20 protein-coding genes and 1 pseudogene are annotated in these 24791 nt (G+C 37.3%); 9 read left to right on the top strand and 12 right to left on the bottom strand.

Going from position 1 to position 24791, the window contains the following annotated elements; translation table 11 throughout:
- Positions 1–115 precede the first annotated feature (115 nt).
- The 10 genes and pseudogenes from KKC91_02315 to KKC91_02270 all read right to left on the bottom strand — a co-directional run bounded on the left by KKC91_02315 (position 116) and on the right by KKC91_02270 (position 16001).
- The gene (locus KKC91_02315; protein MBU0477384.1) at positions 116–475 is read right to left on the bottom strand and encodes a GntR family transcriptional regulator; all 360 of its coding nucleotides are present in this window, start codon (positions 473–475) and stop codon (positions 116–118) included.
- Between the two features lie 53 nt (positions 476–528).
- The gene (gene thpR / locus KKC91_02310) at positions 529–1095 is read right to left on the bottom strand and encodes an RNA 2',3'-cyclic phosphodiesterase (GenBank protein MBU0477383.1); all 567 of its coding nucleotides are present in this window, start codon (positions 1093–1095) and stop codon (positions 529–531) included.
- Positions 1096–1101: 6 nt separating this feature from the next.
- Entirely contained in the window at positions 1102–2346 is a 1245-nt protein-coding gene (locus KKC91_02305; protein MBU0477382.1) for a competence/damage-inducible protein A, read from the bottom strand.
- A gap of 200 nt (positions 2347–2546) precedes the next feature.
- Positions 2547–4829 (bottom strand): hypothetical protein, encoded by a 2283-nt coding sequence (locus KKC91_02300; protein ID MBU0477381.1) that lies wholly within the window; start codon positions 4827–4829, stop codon positions 2547–2549.
- 69 nt (positions 4830–4898) lie between these two features.
- A pseudogene (locus KKC91_02295) lies at positions 4899–6312 on the bottom strand (FAD-binding oxidoreductase).
- Between the two features lie 25 nt (positions 6313–6337).
- Positions 6338–7807 carry an L-fucose/L-arabinose isomerase family protein gene (locus tag KKC91_02290; GenBank protein ID MBU0477380.1) on the bottom strand — a complete coding sequence of 490 codons (1470 nt, stop codon included), beginning with the start codon at positions 7805–7807 and terminating at the stop codon, positions 6338–6340.
- Between the two features lie 20 nt (positions 7808–7827).
- Positions 7828–10278, bottom strand: coding sequence for a hypothetical protein (locus KKC91_02285; protein MBU0477379.1), 2451 nt, complete (start codon positions 10276–10278; stop codon positions 7828–7830).
- Positions 10279–10621: 343 nt separating this feature from the next.
- Positions 10622–14203, bottom strand: a complete 3582-nt coding sequence (locus KKC91_02280; protein ID MBU0477378.1) for a hypothetical protein — start codon at positions 14201–14203, stop codon at positions 10622–10624.
- A gap of 20 nt (positions 14204–14223) precedes the next feature.
- On the bottom strand, positions 14224–14919 hold the full coding sequence (locus KKC91_02275) for a prepilin-type N-terminal cleavage/methylation domain-containing protein (protein MBU0477377.1): 696 nt from the start codon (positions 14917–14919) through the stop codon (positions 14224–14226).
- Positions 14913–16001 carry a substrate-binding domain-containing protein gene (locus tag KKC91_02270; protein ID MBU0477376.1) on the bottom strand — a complete coding sequence of 363 codons (1089 nt, stop codon included), beginning with the start codon at positions 15999–16001 and terminating at the stop codon, positions 14913–14915. The genes KKC91_02275 and KKC91_02270 overlap by 7 nt, the downstream gene beginning before the upstream one ends.
- Positions 16002–16262: 261 nt before the next feature.
- On the opposite strand from KKC91_02270, the gene KKC91_02265 reads away from it, so the two are divergent.
- Entirely contained in the window at positions 16263–16583 is a 321-nt protein-coding gene (locus KKC91_02265) for a hypothetical protein (protein ID MBU0477375.1), read from the top strand.
- A 47-nt stretch (positions 16584–16630) separates the two neighbouring features.
- The gene (locus tag KKC91_02260) at positions 16631–16771 is read left to right on the top strand and encodes a hypothetical protein (protein ID MBU0477374.1); all 141 of its coding nucleotides are present in this window, start codon (positions 16631–16633) and stop codon (positions 16769–16771) included.
- Between the two features lie 507 nt (positions 16772–17278).
- Here the strand turns inward: KKC91_02260 and KKC91_02255 are convergent.
- Positions 17279–17500, bottom strand: coding sequence for a type II toxin-antitoxin system HicA family toxin (locus KKC91_02255; GenBank protein MBU0477373.1), 222 nt, complete (start codon positions 17498–17500; stop codon positions 17279–17281).
- Entirely contained in the window at positions 17497–17718 is a 222-nt protein-coding gene (locus tag KKC91_02250) for a type II toxin-antitoxin system HicB family antitoxin (GenBank protein ID MBU0477372.1), read from the bottom strand. The genes KKC91_02255 and KKC91_02250 overlap by 4 nt, the downstream gene beginning before the upstream one ends.
- A 247-nt stretch (positions 17719–17965) precedes the next feature.
- Here KKC91_02250 and KKC91_02245 point away from each other — a divergent pair, with 247 nt between their 5' ends.
- From KKC91_02245 to KKC91_02215, 7 genes are all read left to right on the top strand, one after another.
- The gene (locus tag KKC91_02245; protein MBU0477371.1) at positions 17966–18154 is read left to right on the top strand and encodes a hypothetical protein; all 189 of its coding nucleotides are present in this window, start codon (positions 17966–17968) and stop codon (positions 18152–18154) included.
- Positions 18151–19584, top strand: coding sequence for an Asp-tRNA(Asn)/Glu-tRNA(Gln) amidotransferase subunit GatB (gene gatB / locus KKC91_02240; protein ID MBU0477370.1), 1434 nt, complete (start codon positions 18151–18153; stop codon positions 19582–19584). Before KKC91_02245 ends, gatB begins: the two co-directional genes overlap by 4 nt.
- Before the next feature lie 77 nt (positions 19585–19661).
- Entirely contained in the window at positions 19662–20003 is a 342-nt protein-coding gene (locus KKC91_02235; protein ID MBU0477369.1) for a P-II family nitrogen regulator, read from the top strand.
- Positions 20004–20022: 19 nt separating this feature from the next.
- Positions 20023–21267, top strand: coding sequence for a Glu/Leu/Phe/Val dehydrogenase (locus tag KKC91_02230; protein MBU0477368.1), 1245 nt, complete (start codon positions 20023–20025; stop codon positions 21265–21267).
- A 3-nt stretch (positions 21268–21270) separates the two neighbouring features.
- Entirely contained in the window at positions 21271–23097 is a 1827-nt protein-coding gene (glmS, locus tag KKC91_02225; protein MBU0477367.1) for a glutamine--fructose-6-phosphate transaminase (isomerizing), read from the top strand.
- Between the two features lie 68 nt (positions 23098–23165).
- Positions 23166–24218 (top strand): mechanosensitive ion channel family protein, encoded by a 1053-nt coding sequence (locus KKC91_02220; GenBank protein ID MBU0477366.1) that lies wholly within the window; start codon positions 23166–23168, stop codon positions 24216–24218.
- Positions 24219–24233: 15 nt separating this feature from the next.
- A complete protein-coding gene (locus tag KKC91_02215; protein MBU0477365.1) occupies positions 24234–24623 on the top strand; it encodes a hypothetical protein in 390 nt (129 codons plus the stop codon).
- Positions 24624–24791 lie beyond the last annotated feature (168 nt).

Below are 24791 nucleotides of genomic sequence, written 5' to 3'. Positions count from 1 at the left end.
CCTTCTGTTCTCCTTCGTCATAACTGTCTCCTTTCTATGCCGATAGCATTATTACGGCTATCGGTATAATGGCACAAAAAAACACCGATGTCAACCACATCGGCGAGAAAACTTATTAGCTTAACTTAACACGTATGGGGTAATTGGGAGTAAAAAAAGTAAGTTTTTCAGCATCAGTCATATCTCTTTGCTGCGACATTAAATATAGTCCTATATTTCTAGAATCACTTCTTGGGGAATGTAAATTAGCAACAAAAGTTCCTCTACCCTGTTCCCTGTAGAGAATTCCATCATTAACCAGGTCTCCAACTGCCTTTAACACTGTATTTTTACCTACATTAAATAATTTCGGAAGTTTATTTTCTGAGGGAATACGACTACCGGCTGCATATTTTCCTTTGGAGATCTCATTTCGAATAATATTCTTAATTTGTTCGTACTTAGGAACCCATGTATCTGGTCTCAACTTTATCATACTTCTACCCTTCACCCATGAACTTCTATTGTAAAAATAGCATATCTAAAAACTCATGTCAAGTAAAAAAATTTTAAAGTTTTATACTGCGCGCCTTGAGGCTTAAGCATGCTTTCCATCAGACAGATTTCTTCTGCAAGCATTTCACCTACTCTGATATTTTTTAATTCTTCCAAGGCATTTACAATCCTCTCACGGTTTTTGCCAGAACGGACTCTTGCAATAGTAAGATGAGGTTGAAATTTGCGGTTTTCTTGATGCAGGGAAAACCTGGAAAGTGAATTCTCTATTTTAGTATTTATAAGAGAAAGCTCCTCTCTGCCTTTTTCTATACCAACCCATATTACTCTTGGATATTGTGGATTTGGGAAGGCACCTGTCTTCTCAAAAGATACTGAAAATATCTTGAATCTTGAGATACTCTCATTAATTGCGTCTTGAATGTCATTTATGCTCTCAACAGGAACATTGCCCAGAAATTTCAGGGTGATATGTATGTTTTCAGGTTTTACAAGCTGCAGAGCCGCGTTAGATTTCTTCAAGTCATCCTGGATTTTTTCTAGTTTATTCCTAATTTTAGCCGGGATGTTAATAGCAATAAAGCTTCGGACGGTATTCATCCTATTTTATGTCTGATTTATAAGATATTTTCTAATTGTATCCAGCGCAGTTTGTGCAGCTTTTTGTTTAATAATGTCTCTGGTTCCAAAAAACTTGTGTTCTGAGGTATCTACTCCATTCTGATGCGCAAGTCCGATATAAACCAAGCCTACTGGTTTCTCTGAAGTTCCGCCTGTTGGTCCTGCTATTCCTGTTACTGAAAGACCGTAATCAGTACCTGCAAGTTCTTTTATCCCTTTTGCCATAGCACTTGCTGTCTGGGAGCTTACTGCTCCGAATTCTTCAATTGTGTGTAAAGAAACATGTAGCAATCTGATTTTTGCTTCATTACTATAAGCAATAATAGATTCAATGAAATATGCTGAACTTCCAGAGACATTTGTTAGGAGATTAGAGATCAACCCTCCGGTGCATGATTCAGCAACAGCAATTGTTTTATTTCGCAGTGTTAGAATAGCGGCAACAATTTTTTCCATTGTTTCATCATCTGCGCCAAACACACAGTCTCCAAGGCAATCTCTTATCTGAGTTTCCACATCTGCTATCAAGGAATCAGCAATACCCTGATTGCCAGCCTTTGCAGTTATTTTTATATCCACCTCTGTAGTATGGGCCAGGAATGCAATACATGGATTTGAATATTTTTCTGTAACATGTGTAATTTTTTCGTCAAGATCTGATTCTCCAAGACCAAAGGTTCTTAATGTTCGAGATTTAATGACAAGATTTTTACTGTATTTTTTCCCAAGATATTTAGAAACAGTATGTTCAAACATTTGTTTTAATTCTCTCGGAACACCAGGAAGCAGAATGATGGTATTTTTGCCTCTTTCAATAATTAAGCCAGGAGCTGTTCCTGTTTCATTATTAATAATCATAGATCCTCTGATAATAAGAGCTTGATTATAATTGTTAGAGGGTATTTCCTTTTTTCTATCCTTAAAGAACCGTTCTATTTTTGAGAGGATGCTGGTTTCCAGAATCAGGCGAGTTTTCAGAACACTGGATACAGCTTGTTTAGTTATGTCATCTACAGTTGGACCCAACCCTCCAGTAACAATAATTACTTCTGAGCGTTTAATTGCTTCAGAAAGCACTGATTCTAGATGAGGATAGTTATCTCCAACAGATGTCTGGAAACAAGTTTCTATACCCATGGAGGTAAGTTTTTCTGCAAGGTATGATGCATTTGTGTTGGTAGTGCTACCTGTGAGCAGCTCTGTTCCAATAGTGATAATTTCTGCAGACATCTCAGGCTGTAACCTTTGGCTTTTAATTCAGATTTGTTCAAAGTATCACATTGTTTAAAAAATTTCAATTCTTCTGTTTTCAAAATTGGAAATGAACAGGAACATGGTGACCCACCCCCAAGAAGAAGAGACATAAAGAAGCTAGAATGTTTCAAGAGGAAGACATGGAAGGGGCTGAAAGAAGTTCTGGGTGGAGGGAACTAGCTCAGGTTTTTATTTTCTAATTTGAACGTTTTAATTTCAAAGGAATTTAACTTTACACAAATTTTATTATTGAGAATGTCAATATCTCTGATTTCTCTTCCCAGGCAATCTGTTTCTTTACAGGTTTTAAAATCGGCATTAATTCTGATTTCCCCAGCAGTTTTCTTTCCTTCTGCTTCATAGATGCGAATAAATAGATTCTTTCTCTTTATATACATTGCTGATAAAACAATGTTTGCTGGTTCTATAGAAATAAACTTTTCAACTACAGTATTAAGTTCTGAGGGCAGGGGATTATTGAAAGCTTGACCTAAGAGATATGCCTTGTGCTTTTTATCCTTTTTAAGATAAGGAACCAGAGAATATTCGAAGCTGTGTTTTGTGTTTTTCTCAAGAGCAGACTTACTTGGCCCTTTATAATCCATATCTACTGAGCGTAGAAGCGACAACATCATTACGCCATCAGTTACATTATTTCCCGGTAACCCTTTATTAAGGAGAAATAGCCCCTTCTTTTTATCAGAATAATCAATCCAGTTTTGCGCAGGAAATTCTCCTTCAGGACGTTCTATATTTCCAAATAGTATCTCATGCCTGATGATGCCATTTTTTATATTAGTTGGGAACATAGCCCTGATACGATACCGTTCTCCCCAAACAGGATTTATCTCTGTTTTAAAATCAATTCGTTCTATATCTCTGTAAAGAAAAATATATTGAGCAAATTTTATTCTAAACGGGGATAAGTCCATATATCTCATTTCTCCTGAGATTTTCAATCCATAACGAACATCTTCTTTTAATATTTTTATTTTATTATCAACATATCTTGCATCCTCTGAGGTTATTAAGAGTCCAGCCTTACGTTTTCCAGTCTTTGAAACTATATGCTTCTCGTCCGGTAAAGGATCATAGATAATATCTGATATAAATCCATCCAAATCAGGAAGAGGCCCTTCGTAATACTGCCACAAGTCTCCATTATCAGTTTGCAGGAACAAGTTGTTAAAAAAAGGCTTATTCGGATTTACAAATTCAGTATTTCCCTTTTTTAAGATAAGACTCCTAATTACCCCCTTTGAAGTGAGTTCTATTTTGAAAAACTTATTTTCTATTTTTTCTTTACTAATTTCTATGCCTGTAACCTTCACCTTCTTATCTTTTAACTTATAATGTGCCAATTTTGCGTATCTATTGATTATTCTATCTAATTTCTCATTTGTTTTCTCATAGGATTTAACAGTCTCAAAGTACGACTTGTCAATAATCGTTCCACAGATAATGTCATGAAACTGATTTTTCAGGATTATTTTCCATGCTGAGTTGAACTCCTTCTCAGGATAATTAGTCTTATGTAGAATATGGAAAATAGAAGCCAGTTTTTCAGCTTCGATAATCTTGTTTTCCAGAAGCCTATTCCACTGTTTAAGTTTAATTCTTGAACTGTAACAGCCTTGGCGGTCAGGATTAAGTTCACATTTGACCAGGTCAAGCTTTAATTTATCTTTTTTTATCTTCTCATCTATAGTATGAAAAAATTTCTCTGTAGTCGAGAAAACAAGTTGTTCATCATTTTTACGATTCCATTTTTTTACTATTTCTGGAACATGTGCTTGAGGTTTGGCAATGTCTCCTCCGTTTCCGAGCATTATATATTCTGATACAGAATGCTTTTTTACTATATCAATCTGTTTTCTGATTATTTTAAAAGCCTCTATCCTGTCTCTTTTAAAGGATCCAACTCCGCCATATCCCACAACCATCCAGTGAGTGAGAATCTTTGTCCCATCGAGTCCCTGCCAGTAGAATTCGTTCTTACGTTTGATGCTATCTATACCTCTTGTAAATGCAAAATACTCATAACCGCATTTTTTTAGTATCTGAGGTGTTTGTAAATTATACCCAAAGCAATCCGGTATCCATGCAGTCTTCGACTCAATACCAAACTTATTTTTAAGCCATTCTTTACCATATTGTATCTGACGTATCAGAGACTCTCCAGAAGGCATATTCATATCCGACAAGCACCACATCCCTGAAGAAACTTCAACACGACCTTCTTTTACAAATTTCTTTAATTTTCTGAAATCTTCAGGACATTTTTTACTGAACTTATCAAGCAAAATAACCTGTTCAATAAGAAAGGTGTATTCTGGATTTTTGGAAAGAATATTTATAGCTTCCTTCAGATTTTCAAAAGCCATAGAAAGATATTCTTCCTCTGTTTTAAGATACGCTACATCATAGTGGAAGTGGGGGATGAGGTGAATTTTATGCATTGCTTTCTCCTGATATAGTTAAAATGGATATATCCAAAACAACAACGTTATTGAAATGAAAGACTTAAATTAAATATCAAATATTTTGCCTGGATTTAAAATATTGTTAGGATCAAAAGATTTTTTTATTGTTCTCATCAATTCAATCTGAGTTTCATCAACAAATAATGGCAAATATGCTTTTTTTGCTATACCTATTCCGTGTTCTCCAGAAACTTTCCCACCACGGTTTTTTGCATCAATGTGGATTTCTTTTTTTACCTTTTCATATTTTCCTTTCCAATCTTCCATTTCTCCGGTTGTTTTTCCATTGCAAATACCTATTTTGGTAAGATGCGTATGAACATTGCCATCTCCAGCATGACCATAGTTAGGAAGCCACATCCCGTATTTTCCCGAGATTTGATATACTGCATTAATATGGTTAGCTATCTCTGCTCTTGGAACAACTATATCCAGGATTTCTATTGTTTGTGATTTTAGTGCTTCATAAATTTGACTTCTGATGTTTAGAATATTTTCCTGCTTTTGTGTTGTATCTGCAACAAACACATCAACAGCACTATTATCAAGACAGATTTCTGATATTCTTTCTGCAGTTTTTTCCACTTCTTCTCTGCTCATTCCATCAACAACGATAATCAGGTATGACTTTCCTCCCTTACAAGGCCATTTTGCCCCTAAGTGATTTTCTGTGATAGTGAGAACATCATCCTCAACAAATTCTATAGCTAAAGGCAAAACGCCTTTTTGAATTATTATCGGGACTGAGCCCATAGCATCTGATAGGTTGGTGTAGGGCACAACAAGGGTAAACATTGTGTCAGGAGGCGGCAGGATATTTAATGTAGCCTTAGTGATAATTCCAAGTGTTCCTTCAGAACCCACCATAAGATGAAGCAGGCTATATCCTGAACTATCCTTTATAACTTTGCCTCCCAGATTGGTTATCCTGCCATCAGGCAGGACAACCTCCAGCCCTCTTACAAAGTTTCTTACGGTTCCATATCGCTCTTGCTCCGCCTGCATTAGTCGCAATTACTCCACCTATCATTGCGCTTTCTTCTCCGGGATGTGGTGGGAAAAATAGGTTTTTCTTCTTCAACTCTTCATAGAACTGCATTAAAGTAACCCCTGCTTCCATCACTGCCATAAGATTGGCCTGATCTATCTCTATGATTTTGTTCATGTTTTCAAGGCTGAGAACTACTCCTCCAAAGAGTGGTATGCATGCACCACATAATCCTGTAGCGCCTCCACGAGGAACAATGGCAAATTGCTCCCTGGAGGCAAGCTTTACAATCTCGGACACTTCCTCAGAGGATTTTGGTGTTACTACTATCTCCGGATATTTTCTTATTGAAGGGAGAGCAAACTCATCATGGGAATAATCCTCCATTAGTTTCTTTTCACAGATAATATTCTTCTCACCGACAATATTCTTTAACTTTGAGATTAACTGAGCATCTATCTTCTTATACATTATTATCCTTTCTTTTTCGGAATCTTTAATCTTCGGACGTAACCAGCACACATTCAATATTCAGATAGCGGGCAAGCAGCTTTATCTTTTTCGCTATATGACCAACTCCCAGGGCAAAATGATGAGTAGGCCCTTCCATTGTCCAGCGCTCTAAGAAGGTGCGCACATCGGGTTTGAACTTACCGCGGGTATTGGTATTGCCGCTGGCAGGAATAGGACCGGGTAAGGATTCTCCTTCTGCTACTACCATCTTGAATCTGCCATCAAAGGTCTGGGTTAGACCCAGCATAGTGATGGGACCTACCTTTAATTTGTATTCAACCGAAGGGCCGCTTCCCCGCTTGCCGTGATAGAGGCTCAATGCTCTTAATGCCGGTTTTCCATCGGCTATGGCGAGATGATGAGGACCATCGTGTCCAACAAGAACAAAATCTTCCCTAAAATCGATAGGGTGGAATTCGCAAAAGGAACCGCCTGCTTTAAATCTATCCATAATCAGCATTGCAACACAGTTCTTTAAATCAAATTCTCCGGAAATAGGGATTCCACGTGTGGTAAGAAAAGAATTGCCGATAATCATCGCCGCGTGAATGCGTTCAAATTCGTTGTTATCCAAGCCCCGATAATAATAAGAAAGTCCTGTCAGATTAAAATCAATTGCTAATCTATCCATTCCGCAAGCTACCTTGGCAGGCCAGAGAAGATCTTCGTTCTTAACCTTTGTGGCGATTAGTTCCGCGCCACGCTCAGGAAAATCAAATATATTCTGAATTGTCTCTAGTTTTTCTGTTATTTCTTTTTCAGTAACTGCATCTATACATTCCTTTAAGTCATCCATTTCTATGTGTTCAATATGCATACCGAAATGGGCGTCAAACATTGTCGGATCAGAATTCATATCCAGCATTCCCTCATAGGTATGGCCCATAAGTCCTAGACGAGCATTCTCCAGTTCGTGTAAGACGGTGGCTATTTCGCACCATTCGAATACACGCTTCCACGCACGCTCATCTTCGTAAAGCGCTCCGACAATGCAGTCCAGAGGTTTTTGATTTGCTCGGACCATGGCGCAGGAGATCTCTGGAAGGCTGGTAATGTTATCGTTTTCCAGTTGAAGAGCGGTGGTAGCTTTTGCGTAATCCATACACTCGGATGGCTGTAAACAGACTAAAACCACCGGCACACCTGCCCGCTGAATAACCGGGAAGACATTAGCACTCGGGGTATAGGTTCCAACAAAACAGATAAGTAAATCTAACTGCTTACAAGCAAAGAAATTACCTGCTTCAAAGGCGCGCTGAGAACTGTCGCAGATGCCTTCAAAGGCAATAATAGTAGCCCAAGCATTCTTTTTGAGTTGTCCCACGAAATAATTGCTGTGATTAATCAGTTTTTCTTTAAGTCCAGGAAACTGTGGCCAGTATATATAATGACCTGTACTAAAAACTCCCACACGTCCACTCTTAAGTACCTTGCGATTAATAAACTGCTTCATATTCATTTATGTCTTCCTCTCTACCATGAAATTAACAATTCTCCAGAAATATTTTTCGTTACCAGATGTTGGCCATAGGCCTTATTTCCCTGACGAAATTTTGCAAAGTTACCCACTATAAATGGTCTTTTAGGATTGCGAAGCATCTTGACATTTGCCTCCATTCCCGGTTCATTGTAAAAACGTACCGTTGCTTTTTTAAGACCACTCAGCAAGAAACGCCGATAGACACCCACATGACCGGAATGTTCTTCCTTACAGAAGATCAAGCTGTCCTCTTCCTGCTCAATGAAAACTCGGCATTCCCGGCACAAGGCTCGAGGTAAAAAGTAAGTAGAACTGCCGTTTATGAGCCGTGTTTCCATCCCTTTAAAGAGCGGCGCTCCTTGTGGAAAGCGCAGAGACAGAGCTACGGTTGTATCAGGTGCAAAACAGGAGAAGAAAAAACCATTCTTATGCCGCGTCACAGTAATTACTGGATTGCGTTGATCCGGACTGCATTTTTTAACCTGAATCTCATAACCAAATTCAGCCAGTATAAAACGCATCAACAGTTCCCCGTGAAAAACCTCTGCAGGATCGAACATTACGGGATGCCGGGCATTAAGAGTGAATGAATTAACTCCGCGCACCCATGCCAGTTTGCCACCTTTCCAATCGGGCATACTGCGGCTTATAGCTGCGATACGCGTTTCTTTATCTTTGTTTAGTACTGCTATAATTTTAGAATAGGGATCCTGCTTTTCCCGGAGCGCAGCGCGCAGACCGCCACCAGAAAGAAGTTCATCATGTTTAAGCTTTGTCGGATATGCATGTTCAGAGAGCTTGTCTGTCTCCAAATTCAACGAGAGTTCCAGATCGCCTGAAATAGGCGCTGTCTTTTGAAGATTAAGCAATTTCAATATGGATTCATTCGCGTACTCAATGGGGCCATAGAAAAGAATGCGCCCGCCATTCTGTAGATGCTTTAGAAGCATAGGACAAATTTTGCTATTATCTCCATGAATAGGAGTAATCAAAATTGATTCCATGAAATATTCGGGAATTGATGTCATAATTGAAGTAAAATTACCTGTGCTGACCACTGTATTTAAAGGAAAGCCGTTGTTGATAGCTCCACGTATGAACCAGTCGCCGAAGAAGACCTCTTTTATGCGGTTTGGCTCATTGAATGTCATCTCGTGATACTCGCTGAATGGATAAACCCAAACCAGCGGTCCAGCTTGATCCGGTTCGCGTTCCTTTGCTTCCAGAATATGCGGGATTACCTCATTTGGCACTTTTCCCGGCATATTGCCATATGAATCGTCGACGGTCAGGAATTCGATGGATGTTGGCGTGCAAACCCTGCCTTCTCTATTCAACCTGGCTATCGAAAGCGGCAAATAAATGTCGTGAGGCTCACGATCATAGTGGTCCAGCCACGGGCTACTCAGGAACCAAGGGTCATGAGTATAAAAGCGAAATGGAAATGATTCGTCCGGCAGCTCGGCAATATGTGACATCCAGCCTGCAAGTTCCAGTCCAAAATCACCGTTAAGAGCCGCCCATGGTGAGTTCGGAGGCGGCTCAACCCCATAGCCTCCGTTATAGATATCCTGCAAAGGCACAGCGTCAGAGGCAAGATCCATTCCTGTGGACAGATTGGTACCGCGGGTCTCAATTGGGATATCCGGACATTCTTTGCGAAATAATTTCCAGAATAAAAGAATATTTTCCCTAATCTCTTTACACTTTTCATATAGAAAAGATTTGCCGTCAAATACAGCGCCGCAAATGCCCCATGTTTCCATGCCAAAGCCGAATCCGTTGGAAAACCAAACATAATCAAACCCGAGATCGCCAAGGAAATGCCTGCACTGTCGACCAAGGAATGTGCCGAATGGTGTATCGTGGGGGATGCCTTCAGGGAAACCAGCATAGACTTCTTGGTCTTTTTTTAATGTGGAGTAACAGCAGACAAAACTAGCTTGCCCCATTGTATTGCCTATACAGATTTCCGGATGTTTTTCATACTTAAAAGTAGATTTTGCGAATTCCGGACCAGGATCAAAAGTCGCTCCCACCCTTATTTGTTTACATGTCACTTCCGTACCTATTAACTTCAAATAGCCAACTAAGTCCTTCAGCCAGCCATACGTGAACTCTGGCGGATTTTCTCGATATAAATAAGGATGGCGATGTATTGAAATATTATCAGGATCATATGGACGGCTTTTATCTGTACAACGCGGGTTGGCAACACCAATATATTTGGCCCATTCGAAGTTTCTATCAAGATTACCGTCATATTCTAAAATTTCTGAACCGTCGGAAGACCACAGAAGGATCGAAACTATATCAGCGTGTCGGATAAGCGGCAACCATTGCAGAAATAATTCACGGCAGGCAGAGCGTACTGCTGTCTCTGAATTATCCTTGAATGGTTTAAGACTCATCTCCAAGGTTACATTTTTTATAAAATTATTCATAATGAGTTGCCCTTGATGTTGTCATTGCCTTTGTTAGTTCATCAACAGCTTTTACGATAAACTTCGGATTGATCATAACCCCCCTGAGTAACACTGTCACCAAAAGCAACGATTATTACTGGGGATGCAGCACAATCACAAGCTTTCTAAGGATTTTATCCTTTCATAGAATGAATCAAACATTTTGCTTCCAGTTTCTATCTTTGTCTTCATCTATTCTCCATGATTACTTTCCATAGCTATACTCTCCTTTGTGAATATCCCTAGACTAAGGAAGTCTAAGAAAATAATCTATTACCAACAAAAACCCCCTTAGAGTATGGCAAATGTGTCTGCCTTTTACTTAATACTCATATATATGTACTTCCAGAGGGCTAAAAACATCTACAAGAATATTTTCTGAAGCATACAATACTCTGTTTTCAAAAAGTACTTTAATAGTATCAGATTTTATCTTATTGAGCTTTATTTTGAGTAGTCCTGGTTCTCTTTTCATATTCAAAACAAAGATATATTGCTTATTATTAAATGTTACCGATGCTATATCATATTGCTCATTATCTTCTGAAACAATATCTGCACTATTATTTTTGTCTCCAAACATAAACACGTCTCGCAGGGAGTGTGTTTCATACGCTATCCGTTTCAACATTTCCCATGATGCAGGAGCAAGCTCCCATATACGTGTCCCCCCACAACATGCATAGAACAGATATCCATTCGCACCATGCATAAGGCCTTGATATATTAAATTTCTCAATTCAATTGGATTTGGTTGAAACTCCTCTTCTTCTAACAACTCCTTTTTATTCTCTCTATAAATTGCCGGAAAATGAAAGGCCTGAGCAATGTACCATATAGGCTTTTTATCTCTTACAGCTTCCTTTGCCTCTTCAGTATGGGTAATAACACTAGTAATTGGCTGATCAGGAAGTGGGTATATGTCATACATTAAAATATCAGTTGTTGGTGCAAATCTTGCATAATCACCCTCTCTAAAATTTGCTATTATAAATGCAGTTGGATGATTCGGATCAACTGATTTAATTATCTCTTTTACTTTTATTGTGCTTTCAATAGGTGCATGGGCATCGGGTTCATCCAATTCATATGCGAGCAAATATCGCCTATTGAGAAAATTACCTTTTTCTAATTTATCCCTTATTTCTTTTTCATCTACTTTCCGAGGAACTCCACTAAACCCGCAAATATTTTTTATGTTATATGTTAATCTCTCCAGTGCATTTTCTTCAGTAACCAAGTCATTAAGTAATAATGTATTGATTCCATATTTATTAAATAATTTAAGCATAGATGTTTTTGAGTCATAGCTATAGATTCCATTCATAAAATATGGGAACCCGTTATAAAAAACATTGTTTCGATTATCAAAGGTAATCCTTCCCTCCTGAGAAGATTGTTTTCCAATAAAAAAGCCATATTCTTCCTTTGCTGCTGTGTTACCGGCTGTATCTTTCATTTCAAGCCTGCAAATATGTTTTCCCTCTTTTAGTGGAGACGAAAGTTTATAATAAAATAAGTCAGTATCTCTTTTTAGCTTATCACTTACATCAATTGAATCTATTATGAGTTTTATGCTGTTCACATCAATATCACCGTATAAATCAAAACATTTGAATTTTATATCGGCCGGCGAATCTTTAAGCTCATCATCAGGGGGAGGGTATAAAGCATAAAATTTTGGAGGTGTTGTATCTACCTTTTCATATACATTTATCCAGATATTATCCTTACTCGGTGATTGATTACATATCGATTCCAATACAATATTATAACAGCCTATTTCTTTCGCATTCCATGTAATTGCTGTCTCTTTCGACTGATGTGAATAAACTTCTTTTAATTCACTGCCATTTATCAACTTAAAAATCCTCAATTTATAGTAATCAGCATCCTTAACCTCATCAAACAGTATCTCTAACATTCCAGGATTCATCCTACTACCATTTAATGGAGACGCTATTTTTACAAAATCCGATAATGGTTTTAAAGTTACGTTTTTAATTTCAACAGAACCATCCCCTTCTATAATAAGCTTAACTTGATATGCGTATTTACTTTTATCATTTATAGGAATCTCAAAAGTAACCCGTTTAAATTGGTCATAATCAACAGTTGTTGTTTTTACATTCTCACTTAACCCTGCGGTAATTGTATTTTTTGAAGAGCTTTTTACCTGGCACGATATAAGATAATGTTTTTGAGGATTAAGAAATATTTTATCTGAAGTTAAGATATATTTTTCATTATCCCACATAAATTGTATGCTTTCAATATAGCTTTTTTTGCGAACCCCACTTGATTTCCCCTCAGCTACACATTCCCATTTATCACTTAATGCATCTCCTTCTTTAGAAATAAGTTTTGGTAATATATTTTTTCCTGGTATCGACGGCCGCATTTCTTGGTCCTCTATTAGGTCAATAAACTTGTCAAAATCGCTTTTATGAGCTGCTATATATATTTGATGTATTGTGTTATTAAATGTAATAGCATCCGCATCTGCTGACAAACGAAAAAATTCATCTAACTTTTTTATCTTGATTTTCTTCTTCCCATTTATTTTTTCAAAATCTTCCTTAGAAGCATCAAATATATTATTATCATTACTATCATATACAACTAATGAATTAATTCTCGATGTTCTCCACCTTTTGCTCGCAATAAATGTTGTAAAAGCATCATGCCCTTCGTCTCTTGTAGGTATATATATACAATATTCACCGTGTGCTTTAATAAAAATAATATCTTTTCTATCCATAAAGCCGAATACAAAATTTCCATTTAATAATTTAAAATTCCCGATTGAAATATCTATACTTTTCTGGAATACAATTTTATAATACTCACTGATATTTCCCATCAGTTCGATTGTTTTATCTTGTGGAGGACCGTCCTGCCATGAACCTGTTGATTCACCATCATCAGCAACCTGCCCCTTTAAAACAACTTTACTCTTTGAATCATATACAGTAAATGAAAGTATATCCTCACCGGCATATCCATTACAATCTCTCTTCTTAAAGTTAAAAAGCAACTTTCCTTGAGTGTTTGGAAATATATAAAACACGGGGGGATTGGTTAGGCGAATAAATGTATGCTCATACCAATCTATTTTTCCCATTGTATCGATATAGTCTTCAGCGGCTTTCAAATTAAATTTGTTCATATCGTCCTTACTTGGAAAAAGAACTATAGGTTTTGAAAGATTATTGACTTTCAAAAAGAAACTCTCACAGCCTGACTGTTTAAACCTGAAAAAAGTATCTTTACCTTCTAATTTAATTTCCTTCTCTCGTTTCTCTTGAACGTCTCCTTTCCATAATAAAGAACCCTTGTTGTCATAGATCTTAAATCCTTCGACATCGCCATTCTTCCCTTGGGGTTTTATTTCAAATATAGGTTTCTGCTCGTCAAACAGGCATACATAAGCCTCTGGCCATGGAGTAACAATCCAGATTTGTTTATCATCAAACAATTTTAAGGCAATATTGTCAAGCGACGAGAAAGGGTTTAAAATTTTCATGTCAATGCCTTTCCGGGAGCAACATTTTATCTGATAGACGCCTTTCCCTTTAGCCGGTATTGACAACACCTTAATTTGCTCCGGGCCCTCTTTCCAGCCTTTATCTTCATTTCCATCATCAAGAATTATATCTTTAAGAATCACATTGTAATCAGGACCACAAACTTCTATATCCAGAATATCTTCTCCTTTATAGCCATTTAAATCCTGTTTGGTTAGTTCAAACTTAAATGGTACTCCCTTTTCATTAAACGTCATAAAAACAATCCAGTTTGATGTTGCTCTTAATTTTATTGAGTTTTTAGACGCTTCTACGCCAATAGTATTAATTAAAAAAACAGATAACAGAAAGACTAAAAAAATTCTTAATTTTGCCATTTTTTACCTCCTTAAATTTATTATTCTCCATACCACCATTTTGTTCGCCTATCTGAATTAGTTATCATGTCATTCATTTCTGTTTCCGAGGCATATGTTACGTGAAAATCAGCCCAAAGGATATTGCATCCGTTATTATGCCGATCGCTCATAAAGTTATACGAATCGATTGTATAATAAGAGGACTCAGTGTCAGGATCTTTCTCATTTCTATGTATTGAATCAGTGCAAAGCACAGTTTCAGTTGGTCTGGATATCTTAGTAATTCTGAGTTTCTGATGAGCATTACCAGGACAAGCAATGTAGTAATTAATTCCATAAGAAGGGTTATCGCCTGGATTTGTAGTGCTAAGTCCTTCGTTGTAATACCTGTTAAAATATTTATCCTCTGGACATGCAAAAATCTTTTTTAATACTCCTGTTCCAAGGTCGGAATCTATTCCGTCACAATAAGGCGAAAGAAAGTGCATCCATGACGTATTACTACCAGATTGGGCAGGAGGCAAAGAGTCGTCGTAGTCATTAGCATACATTGCAAATGCTAGTCCAATCTGTTTCAGATTACTAATGCATTTAATTCGTCTTCCCATTTCCCTTGCTTTCTGTAGCCCCGGCAGTAACATTGATGCAAGCAAAGCGATGATGGCTATCACGACCAGAAGCTCTATCAACGTAAATCCAGTCCTTCTCCAAATCTTCCTTATTTTATCTAACATTTTTCACTCACCTCCTTCGCAAAATTAGAAGTTGAATCTCTTACAACCAGTTTTGTTGAAACTTCCATGACTTTACCAGTATTTTTACCATTTTTAATCATCATTTGTAAAGCATCAATTGCCTTTGTTGCCATTTCAGCTCTGTCTATAGAAATGCTAGTAATCAAAGGTTCAATATGTGTTAATATATCCGTATCATCATATGATACTATACTTATATCTTTCGGAATGTCGATTCCGTTTTTATGCAGCGAATTTACAACTCTCAGAGTAATCCAGTCTGCACAACAAAATAAAGCATCAACAATAGACGGAGTTTCTCCTAAGTCTCTGTTTGCTTTATTATAATCAAACCATACGATTTTGTCATTAATCGGTATTTTTGCAGAATTTAATGCTTCACAATATCCTTGATACCTTAATTTATAATTTGGTTGGTTATCTCCTATAAATCCAATTTTTCTAAATCCCAATTTAAGAAGATATCTTGTCGCTTCATTTCCACCTGAGACATTTTTGCTAACTATCGATATTGTATTTCTATTATTTATCTCACAGCCAACAAATACAGTTGGTATAGTTTTAAATAGAGCTTTGTTATCACCAGAATATGTTCCAACAAAAATCGTCCCAAGCATGTTCTTAAGATCATCATTTTTCAATCTTAATTTAGAGAGATTTCCATCTTTTAAAAAATAATGTTTTACATTAAAGTTTTCTTTATTTAAAGACTCATGAAGTTTCTCCAGCAAATCTCCATAGAAGCCCATATTCCCGCTCTTGCTTGAACCCGAAGAGTACGTGCTGTTTAAGAATAACGCTATATTTTTATTATAAGACCGCTTCTCCGTATATGTTGAAGATTGAACAAATGTCCCTCTACCCACTTCGCTAACCAATATATTTTGTTTTACAAGTTCAGAGACTGCCTTTTCAACAGTAGATTTACTCAGTTTATATTTAGAACATAATTCTTGTACTGTATCTATCCTATCGCCTGCTTTTAACCTGGAAGCCCGGCGTTTGATAATAGACATCAGTTGATAGTATCGCGGCAGGGGGCTGTTTTTATTAATTTTCATCTAAAAACCTCCAAAAAATCATCCCAGTATCCCGAGTTAATTTTACTTTAGCGCAAAACATTTTCTTTGTCAAGAACTTTTTCCATTCTTTTATTTTTCTTGAACACTACTGGATTCCGCATCAAGTGCGGAATGACAGATTGCTTCGTCGTTGTACTCCTCGCAATGGGCATAAAGGTTAAAAAGTGTTGCTGGCAAAAATTGTAACCATATGGTATTGTTTGAGATAGGCTTTATTTTGTATTAGATTACCAAAATGCTTTGATAAAAGGGGATGCTTATCATGAAAAAAACATTGTTATTGTTGCGGTTCTTCGCAGGTTAAACAACATGGAAAAACCAAACAAAATAAGCAAAGGTACTGGTGTAAAAGATGCTCCAAAACTTTCATCTGGAAACGACCTGATGCTAAACGATTCAATGAACAACACTGGTTTAATCTATGGGTTAAAGAAAGCTACAGCATTAGACAACTATGCGATCTCTCAGGTTACAGTGAGTTCAAACTCAAACACATTAAAAATTATTGGCTCGAACAATTACCTGATGAACAGCTTGACTATACTCAGTACAAATATCTAATTTATGATGGCACCTACTTCCATAAAAACGGATGTCTGATAAGTCTTATGAATGTTAAAGGGCAAGCGATTATCTCAAATATCTACACCAAGAAAGAAGGTTTTAAGAATGTCTATCCATGGTTTAAAAGGCTCAAGAAACAGGGTCTTACGCCTCATTATATCGTCATGGATGGCGAACTGTTATGAGAGCTATTGCTATAGTTTGGCCAAAGGCTATCATTCAGCGCTGTCTCTATCATATTCAACGTGAGGGTATGCGCTGGCTTAGGACATATCCTAAAACAGCCGCAGGAAGAGAACTGAGAATTCTTCTGCGTACCCTCTGCAGCATCAAATCTGTCAAAGAGCGCGATCAGTTTATCGAAAACTACAGAACCTGGGTAAACAAATACAGAGATTTTGTGAAATCATTTGCCCATAACTAATATAGCTTTTAAAGATATCAAACGTACCATGGTATTAATTAACAATGCTCTGCCTAATATGTTCCATTATTTAAAAGAACCAAATATTTCGGCGACAACCAATAGCATAGAGAGCTTTTATTCACGGCTCAAAGCCGATTACAGAAGACATCGTGGACTAACCCAAATGCGCAAAATTCATTACTTAAAATGGTACTGTTATCTTAAAAATAGCAACACTTTTTAACCTTTATGCCCGCAATGACACGGGGTTTACTGAATATTTACGCTATTTTAACAAGTCATCTAGAGAAATTTCTGTATCCCGCATAATCTGACGGAGAAGTCCACGACCAATATCTTTCTTGCCGTGGACAGGAATAGTTGTCCTTCGTCCATCTGAATGGCGAAAAATTGCGTGGCTACCACTTTGGCGAGCTAGGACAAATCCATGGTTTCTTAAGATTTTAATGATTTGACGAGCATTCAGGGAAGGTAGCCGAGGACTCATACTGCAACTTTGACTTTTGACACATCCACTTCTTCATAAATTGGCTCGCCAATTTCAAGACGGTCCTCGATATGAAGTTTAATAGCGTCCTCAATCAATGCATGAGCTTCTTCTTCTGTTTCTCCCTCTGTATAGCAGCCCTGAAGAGCTGGGCATATAGCAAGATATCGTCCATCTTCGTCTTTTTCGATTACTACTGTTAAATTATATGTCTTCATTTCTAACTCCTTCATCTTCTTTACGTACCAACTTCTATATAATATAGCTATGGTATCATACTTGTCAAGTTTTTGTGATTGTATTTTCGGGAAATAAGGTTAAAATAAGGTATCTTATGGATAAGGCAATAGAAATTATAAATGAACTTCGTGAGAAGGGATTAATTAAAGATTATGCTATAGGTGGGGGAATTTTGCATAAGTATGGCTTGGATGAGAAATTTAAGCTTTATGAAGGACAGTCGTTGTGAATAAAGCTAAAGATGTAAAGATTGTTATGGAAGATAATAGAATAATAACACGAAAGGAATTATTTAAAAAAAAAGAACTATTTCATAAAGAACTTGTAAAAATACCTTTTGAAGAAAAGATAAAAATACTTATTTCCTTACAGAAGATTGTAAATAGTATTCAGAAATCTTCGAAGGCGAGATGAATTACGAACCGGTAATTGGGCTGGAAGTTCATGTTCAGCTTTTAACAAAGACTAAAATATTTTGTGGATGCAGTACGAATTTTGGTGCGTCTCCAAATACACAAACATGTCCTGTTTGTCTTGGGCTTCCGGGTGTACTGCCTGTTTTGAATAAGAATGTGGTTCAGTCCGCTATTAAAACAGCATTAGCAACTAATTGTACTGTTGTTGAGAGATGTATATTCCACAGAAAGAACTATTTTTATCCTGATCTTCCAAAAGGTTATCAGATATCGCAATATGATATGCCTCTTGGGGAAAATGGCTGGATTCAGATTAAGCTTGATGGGAAGGTAAAAAAAATATGCATAACCAGAGTTCACATGGAAGAAGACGCTGGGAAGCTGATCCATTCTGAAAATTCAGAAGATTCAAGGACTAGAGTTGATTTAAATAGGGCCGGCGTGCCCTTGCTTGAGATTGTCTCAGAACCTGATATAAACTCTCCTGAGGAAGCATATCAATATCTTGTATCTTTAAAGCAAATACTGGAATATCTGGAGATTTCTGACTGTAATATGGAAGAAGGCAGTCTTCGCTGTGACGCAAATATCTCAATAAGACCTGTGGGAGAAAGCGGACTCGGAACAAAGGCAGAACTAAAAAACATGAATTCATTTAAAGGTGTCGAGAAAGCTCTTGAGTACGAAATTATACGTCAGAAAAAAGCGATTGATAAAGGAAAAAGAGTAATTCAAGAGACACGCCTGTGGAACACAGACCTTAATAGAACAGAATCCATGAGAAGCAAGGAAGAAGCTCATGATTATAGATATTTTCCAGAGCCTGATTTGGTGAGGATAAATATTGATAAAGAATGGGTGAGTGAAGTGAAACGAAGTCTCCCCGAACTTCCAAAAGCACGCAGGGATAGATTAAAAAAGAAGTATGGACTTTCTGATTATGATGTGGAAGTGCTTACAATGGACAAGAGGATTGCAGATTATTTTGAAGAGTGTTCAAAGTATTTTTCAAATTGTAAAATGATTGCAAACTGGATAACAGGCGATATTTTAGCAGTTCTTAAGGATAAAAAGATCAATATTAATAATCTTAATGTGTCTCCAGAACAATTAGGGGAACTGCTTAGTTTGATTGAGAATGGGACAGTAAGCGGGAAGATTGCTAAGGATGTATTTCAGGATATGGTATGTACTGGAAAGGATGCAAAACAGATTGTATCAGAAAAAGACCTTGTTCAGCTTTCAGATGAGGGAGAACTGGTTTCGATAATTGATAAGATTGTTCAGCAAAATCCAAAGCCAGTTGATGATTTTAGATCTGGCAAGCAGAATGCATTGGCTTTTCTTGTAGGTCAAATTATGAGAGAGACAAAGGGCAAAGCAAATCCTCAGCTTGTAAATAGGATCTTAAAATCAAAATTGTCCTGAAGAATCTCTGTAACTTGTTTGGACATTAAGCTAATATTTGATATCATGCATAAAAGCATATAAGGGAGGAATTTGTTATGTTAAAGAAAATCGAGTGTATTGTTCAGCCGTTTAAATTAAAAGAGATAAAAGAAGGTTTCAGAGAGATAGCAATTGATGGAATGACAATCACTGAAGTAAGTGGTTGTGGAAAACAAAAGGGGCACCTGAAAAATGTTAAAAATAATGAGTCTATTAATTTTTTGCCAAAAGTGAAGATAGAGATTGTTACTGAGGAGGAAAGGGTTGAGGATATAATTGATATAATACAAAGGCTTGCAAGAACCGGGCAGATCGGCGCAGGGAAAATATTTGTACTGCCTGTTGAAGACGTGATACGTGTTAGAACGAGAGAAAGAGGAAGAAGCGCAATAGAATAATAACTAATGGAGGTGAATGATGGCGTTTAATCTGTGGCATAATGCTTTAGAACTTCTTAATAATGTAGCAAAAAAGATAAATCTGAACGAAGTGGCGCATAAGCGACTCAGTAAATGTGTGAGAGAGTTAACAGTTTCTATTCCTGTAAGATTAGATAATGGCGGTTTTGAGGTGTTTACTGGTTATAGGGTGCAGCATAATACACATCGTGGACCCTCTAAAGGCGGAATTAGATTTCATCCGGATGTTACTCTTGATGAAGTCAAAGCATTAGCAATGCTTATGACATGGAAGTGCGCTGTTGTTGGTATACCATACGGTGGAGCAAAGGGCGGAGTTATCTGTGATCCAGCCAAGATGTCAACAGGAGAGATAGAAAGACTCACAAGAAGGTATACTTCTGAAATAATAATGATAATAGGACCTGAGAGAGATATTCCTGCGCCTGATATGAACACGAATGCTCAGATTATGGCGTGGATTATGGATACATACAGCATGGATAAGGGGTATGTTGTTCCTGGTGTAGTAACAGGGAAACCTGTATCTGTAGGCGGTTCTCAGGGAAGGGAAGAAGCTACGGGAAGAGGTGTGACGTACACAGCGTTGAACACACTTAAGTATTTTAATATGGATATAGAGGATACGTCTATTGTTATTCAAGGATACGGCAATGTTGGAAGAGCAACTGCAGAATTGCTTTATAAAGAGGGCTGTAAGATTATAGGTGTCGGTGACGTTTATGGAAGCATCTATAATCCTCGTGGATTAGATATAGAAAAGCTTAGTAAGCATTTGGCCAACACAGGTACTGTGGCTAAATATAAGGATGCAGATTCTATAGAGAATAAGGGTCTGCTTGAGTTAAAGTGTGATATTTTGATACCTGCTGCCTTAGAGGGGCAGATAAAAGAGGATAATGCTGAGAAGATTAAGGCCAAGATTATTGTTGAAGCTGCTAATGGTCCCATAACTAATGAGGCAGATAATATACTGAAACAGAAAGAGATATATGTAGTTCCTGACATTCTGGCAAATGCAGGAGGAGTAACTGTCTCATATTTTGAATGGGTTCAGGGATTACAAAGTTATTTCTGGAGTAAGAGAGAAGTAAATCTCAAACTGAGAGATATTATGACAAAAGCATTTTACGACGTTCTGGCAATATCGAAAAAAGAGAATGTTGATATGAGAATGGCTGCATATATGCTTGCTGTAGGCAGAGTAGCAGAAGCTATAAAGATAAGAGGATTATATCCATAGATTATGTGTGGAATTATAGGATATATCGGCTATCGTAAAGCAGTTCCAATAGTACTTGAAGGTTTAAAGAAGCTGGAGTATCGCGGTTATGATTCGTCGGGTATTGCTGTTTTAGAGGATGGTGCTCTAAAAAGATTTCGAGCAGAAGGAAAGATAAACAAGTTAGAAGAAAAGATTGGAAAAGAGAATTTATCGGGGAATATAGCATTAGGTCATACCAGATGGGCAACTCATGGAAAACCCTCCGAGGAGAATGCTCATCCGCACACTGACTGCAGTAAACGTCTGGTAGTAGTTCATAATGGAATCATAGAAAATTATCTCGGGCTTAAAACGCAGCTAATCTCAGAAGGACACAGGTTCGAATCTGAAACTGATACAGAGGTAATAGCACACTTAATAGAAGACAACATAAGCAAAGGACTGCTTGAAGCGCTGAGAACGGTATTAGGAGAAATAAATGGTTCTTACGCATTGGCTGTAATTAGCGAAGATGAGCCTGATAAGATAGTAGTTGCCCGTTCTAAGAGTCCTTTAATTATTGGTCTGGGAAGTGACGAAAATTTTGTAGGTTCAGACGTTCCTGCTTTTTTGAATTATTCCAGGCAGGTAGTATATTTGGAGGATGGAGAAGTAGGGGTACTGACAAAGGATAAAGTAAAGGTTTATAAAGGAGAAGTTGAGAGAAAATTTAAAAGCGTATCAATAAAGTGGGATAGTACTATGGCAGAAAAGGTAGGTTTTGACCACTTTATGTTAAAAGAAATATGTGAGCAGCCTCGAGCAATAGAGGAAACAATAAGAGGAAGAGCAGAAATAGATACAGGCAGAATATATTTAGAAGAATTTAAACAGGAACATGTTTTAATTGAGAAATTAGAAAGGCTTGTTATTACTGCCTGCGGTACTTCATGGCATGCTGGTCTGGTAGGCAAATATTTAATTGAGGATATAGCACGTATTCCAGTTGAGGTTGATTATGCAGCTGAATTTAGATATCGAAACCCGATTATCGATCGTGGAACAGTATTATTAGCTATCAGTCAATCAGGTGAAACCGCAGATACTCTGGCATCTGTAGAAGAAACACGAAAGAGCAGGTGTCCTGTAGTTTCCATTTGTAATGTTGTTGGAAGCTCTCTTTCCAGAGAGTCTGATGTGGTTTTGTATACTCATGCCGGACCGGAAATAGGAGTTGCCTCTACTAAGGCTTTTACCACACAATTGGTAATGCTCTATTTATTGGCTATTAATATTGCACAAACAAAGGGATTTTTGAAGCAGGCTGAGAGCATAGAACTGGTTCAAAACCTAAGACTCTTAGTCAAAAAAGCGGACGAATTGATTGACAAAAAAGAAGAGATACAAAGGATTGCCCGTAAGTATTATCAGAACCGGAATTTTTTATATTTGGGACGCGGCAAGGGCTTTCCGGTTGCGCTTGAGGGAGCTCTTAAATTAAAGGAAGTTTCCTATATTCATGCTGAAGGTTATCCTGCAGCTGAGATGAAGCATGGACCTATCGCACTAATAGACAAGAATATGCCGGTGGTAGTTTTAGCTCTCAAGGGGCGCCGCTATGAAAAAATGCTGGGCAATATTGAGGAGATAAAATCAAGAGGCGGGAGGGTTATAGTATTAACAGATGAAGAATCTCCCGAAATTAAGAAAATGGCAGATGATTTGATAGTAATACCTCATACCTCTATTCCACTGTCGCCTGTTTTAGCTGTTATCCCGCTTCAATTATTAGCATATTATATAGCAGTATTAAAAGGTTGTGATGTTGATCAGCCCCGTAATTTAGCTAAAAGTGTAACAGTCGAATAGGGGGGTGAAATCCCTGAGAGAGGAGATGATGTGAAATGAGTTTAATGAATTTATTTAGGATTCAGTTTATGAATAATTCAGTATCCAGTTATATTATTTGTTTTGGCATCCTGCTGGCTGCAGGTATTGCAAACAGGGTATTGAATGTAATGGTAATTAGCAGATTAAAGAAGGTGTTTAGTAAATTTAAGAATTTAAAGTTACGCATCGTGAGTAAGACCTTAGATTCTCTGAGCGGACCTATGTCATTCCTGCTGTATACTATCGGGATAGTAGTAATCGTAGAAATCCTTAATATTCCTCAGATTGCAAAAAAAGGTGCCGAACATATTCTGAAAATAGCGATTGCTGTTAATGTTGCCTATTTTCTTGTTAAGGCAGTTGATATTTTTATGGAATATTTGGCTCCTTATGTTGAAAGGACAGAATCCAAGCTTGATGACCAATTAATGCCTATTCTTCAAAAGGTAGCAAAGATATTCATCTGGATAATAACGGTAGCGGTAATACTGGACAATATGAATTATGATATTAAATCCATTATTGTTAGTATGGGGATTGGAGGTGTTGCGATTGCGCTTGCAGCAAAGGATAGTATTGCTAATTTTTTTGGCGCAATAACGATTTTTATTGACAAGCCTTTTCAGATTGGCGACAGAGTTCAGCTTGAGGGCTATGATGGCCCGATTGAATCTATTGGATTGCGCAGTACAAAGATAAGGACTTTCGATGGCACACTTGTTGCAGTGCCAAATGGCAAGGTTACAGAGTCCATAATCAATAATATTCAGAAGCGTCCATTTATAAGGAATGTGTACACAATAAGTGTTACATATAACACAAGCTATGATAAGCTTAAAAAAGCATTAGAAATATTAAGAAATGTTTTAAAGAATCATGCTTCAACGGAGAAGTACTGGGTATATTTCAAGGAATACGCGGATTACTCTTTGAACATACTTATAATGCACTGGTGTAAATATACAAAATATCAGGAATTTCTTCAGGCAACAGAGGAAATAAATCTGGAAATCAAAAAGCAGTTTGAAGAGAATCAAATAGAATTTGCCTTCCCAACACAGTCAATATATCTGGAGAATGAGGAAAAGACGAAGTCATAATAAAAGGAGATTCACATGGAAAACTCAATATTTATTGCTAAAATTCTTGGTCCGTATTGTATTATTATAGCTGTAGGATTTCTCTTTAACCTGAAAAGCTATCAGAAGATTATGAAAGATTTCTGCGAAAACTCCGCTTTGCTTTATCTTGGCGGAATACTTGCGCTCCTGTTCGGTCTTCTTATACTGCTGTTTCACAATGTATGGGCGGCTAACTGGACCGTAATCATTACAATTTTCGGCTGGCTTGCGCTCATTAAAGGAGTCTGGCTGATCATTTTACCGAACACGCTAGCCAAATTGACAGAGGTATACCAGAAAAGCACAGTCCTGTTAAAGGTTCCTTTGTTCATAGTTATGGTCGTTGGTATCTTTCTAACGTTTATGGGGTATTTTGTCGTGTAGTGGGCCCAATCTTTTTGCCTATTCCCATGTTCTCCTTCATCCTTTTACCTTTATCCTTAATTTATCCTTTATGGTTTGGGATGGGTGGGGTATAATGGGAAAAAGATAAAATCAGGAATAAAGAATGGAAGCGTATTTTAAAGAAATAAACGTCAGATTGTTTCTCGG

The sequence above is a fragment of the bacterium genome (assembly GCA_018812485.1).
Taxonomy (GTDB): Bacteria; JAHJDO01; JAHJDO01; order JAHJDO01; family JAHJDO01; genus JAHJDO01.
Note: the sequence above shows the minus strand (reverse complement) of the source record. Positions and strands in the feature narration are given on the sequence as shown.

Coding starts and splice junctions, on each gene's coding strand:
- KKC91_02305 (MBU0477382.1), bottom strand. CDS start 2,346: ATGTCTGCAGAAATTATCACTATTGGAACAGAGCTGCTCACAGGTAGC.
- KKC91_02235 (MBU0477369.1), top strand. CDS start 19,662: ATGTTAAAGAAAATCGAGTGTATTGTTCAGCCGTTTAAATTAAAAGAG.
- glmS (MBU0477367.1), top strand. CDS start 21,271: ATGTGTGGAATTATAGGATATATCGGCTATCGTAAAGCAGTTCCAATA.
- KKC91_02215 (MBU0477365.1), top strand. CDS start 24,234: ATGGAAAACTCAATATTTATTGCTAAAATTCTTGGTCCGTATTGTATT.
- thpR (MBU0477383.1), bottom strand. CDS start 1,095: ATGAATACCGTCCGAAGCTTTATTGCTATTAACATCCCGGCTAAAATT.
- KKC91_02230 (MBU0477368.1), top strand. CDS start 20,023: ATGGCGTTTAATCTGTGGCATAATGCTTTAGAACTTCTTAATAATGTA.
- KKC91_02270 (MBU0477376.1), bottom strand. CDS start 16,001: ATGAAAATTAATAAAAACAGCCCCCTGCCGCGATACTATCAACTGATG.
- KKC91_02300 (MBU0477381.1), bottom strand. CDS start 4,829: ATGCATAAAATTCACCTCATCCCCCACTTCCACTATGATGTAGCGTAT.
- KKC91_02280 (MBU0477378.1), bottom strand. CDS start 14,203: ATGGCAAAATTAAGAATTTTTTTAGTCTTTCTGTTATCTGTTTTTTTA.
- KKC91_02255 (MBU0477373.1), bottom strand. CDS start 17,500: ATGAGTCCTCGGCTACCTTCCCTGAATGCTCGTCAAATCATTAAAATC.
- KKC91_02290 (MBU0477380.1), bottom strand. CDS start 7,807: ATGAAGCAGTTTATTAATCGCAAGGTACTTAAGAGTGGACGTGTGGGA.
- KKC91_02260 (MBU0477374.1), top strand. CDS start 16,631: ATGAATGTTAAAGGGCAAGCGATTATCTCAAATATCTACACCAAGAAA.
- KKC91_02250 (MBU0477372.1), bottom strand. CDS start 17,718: ATGAAGACATATAATTTAACAGTAGTAATCGAAAAAGACGAAGATGGA.
- KKC91_02285 (MBU0477379.1), bottom strand. CDS start 10,278: ATGAATAATTTTATAAAAAATGTAACCTTGGAGATGAGTCTTAAACCA.
- gatB (MBU0477370.1), top strand. CDS start 18,151: ATGAATTACGAACCGGTAATTGGGCTGGAAGTTCATGTTCAGCTTTTA.
- KKC91_02220 (MBU0477366.1), top strand. CDS start 23,166: ATGAATAATTCAGTATCCAGTTATATTATTTGTTTTGGCATCCTGCTG.
- KKC91_02315 (MBU0477384.1), bottom strand. CDS start 475: ATGATAAAGTTGAGACCAGATACATGGGTTCCTAAGTACGAACAAATT.
- KKC91_02275 (MBU0477377.1), bottom strand. CDS start 14,919: ATGTTAGATAAAATAAGGAAGATTTGGAGAAGGACTGGATTTACGTTG.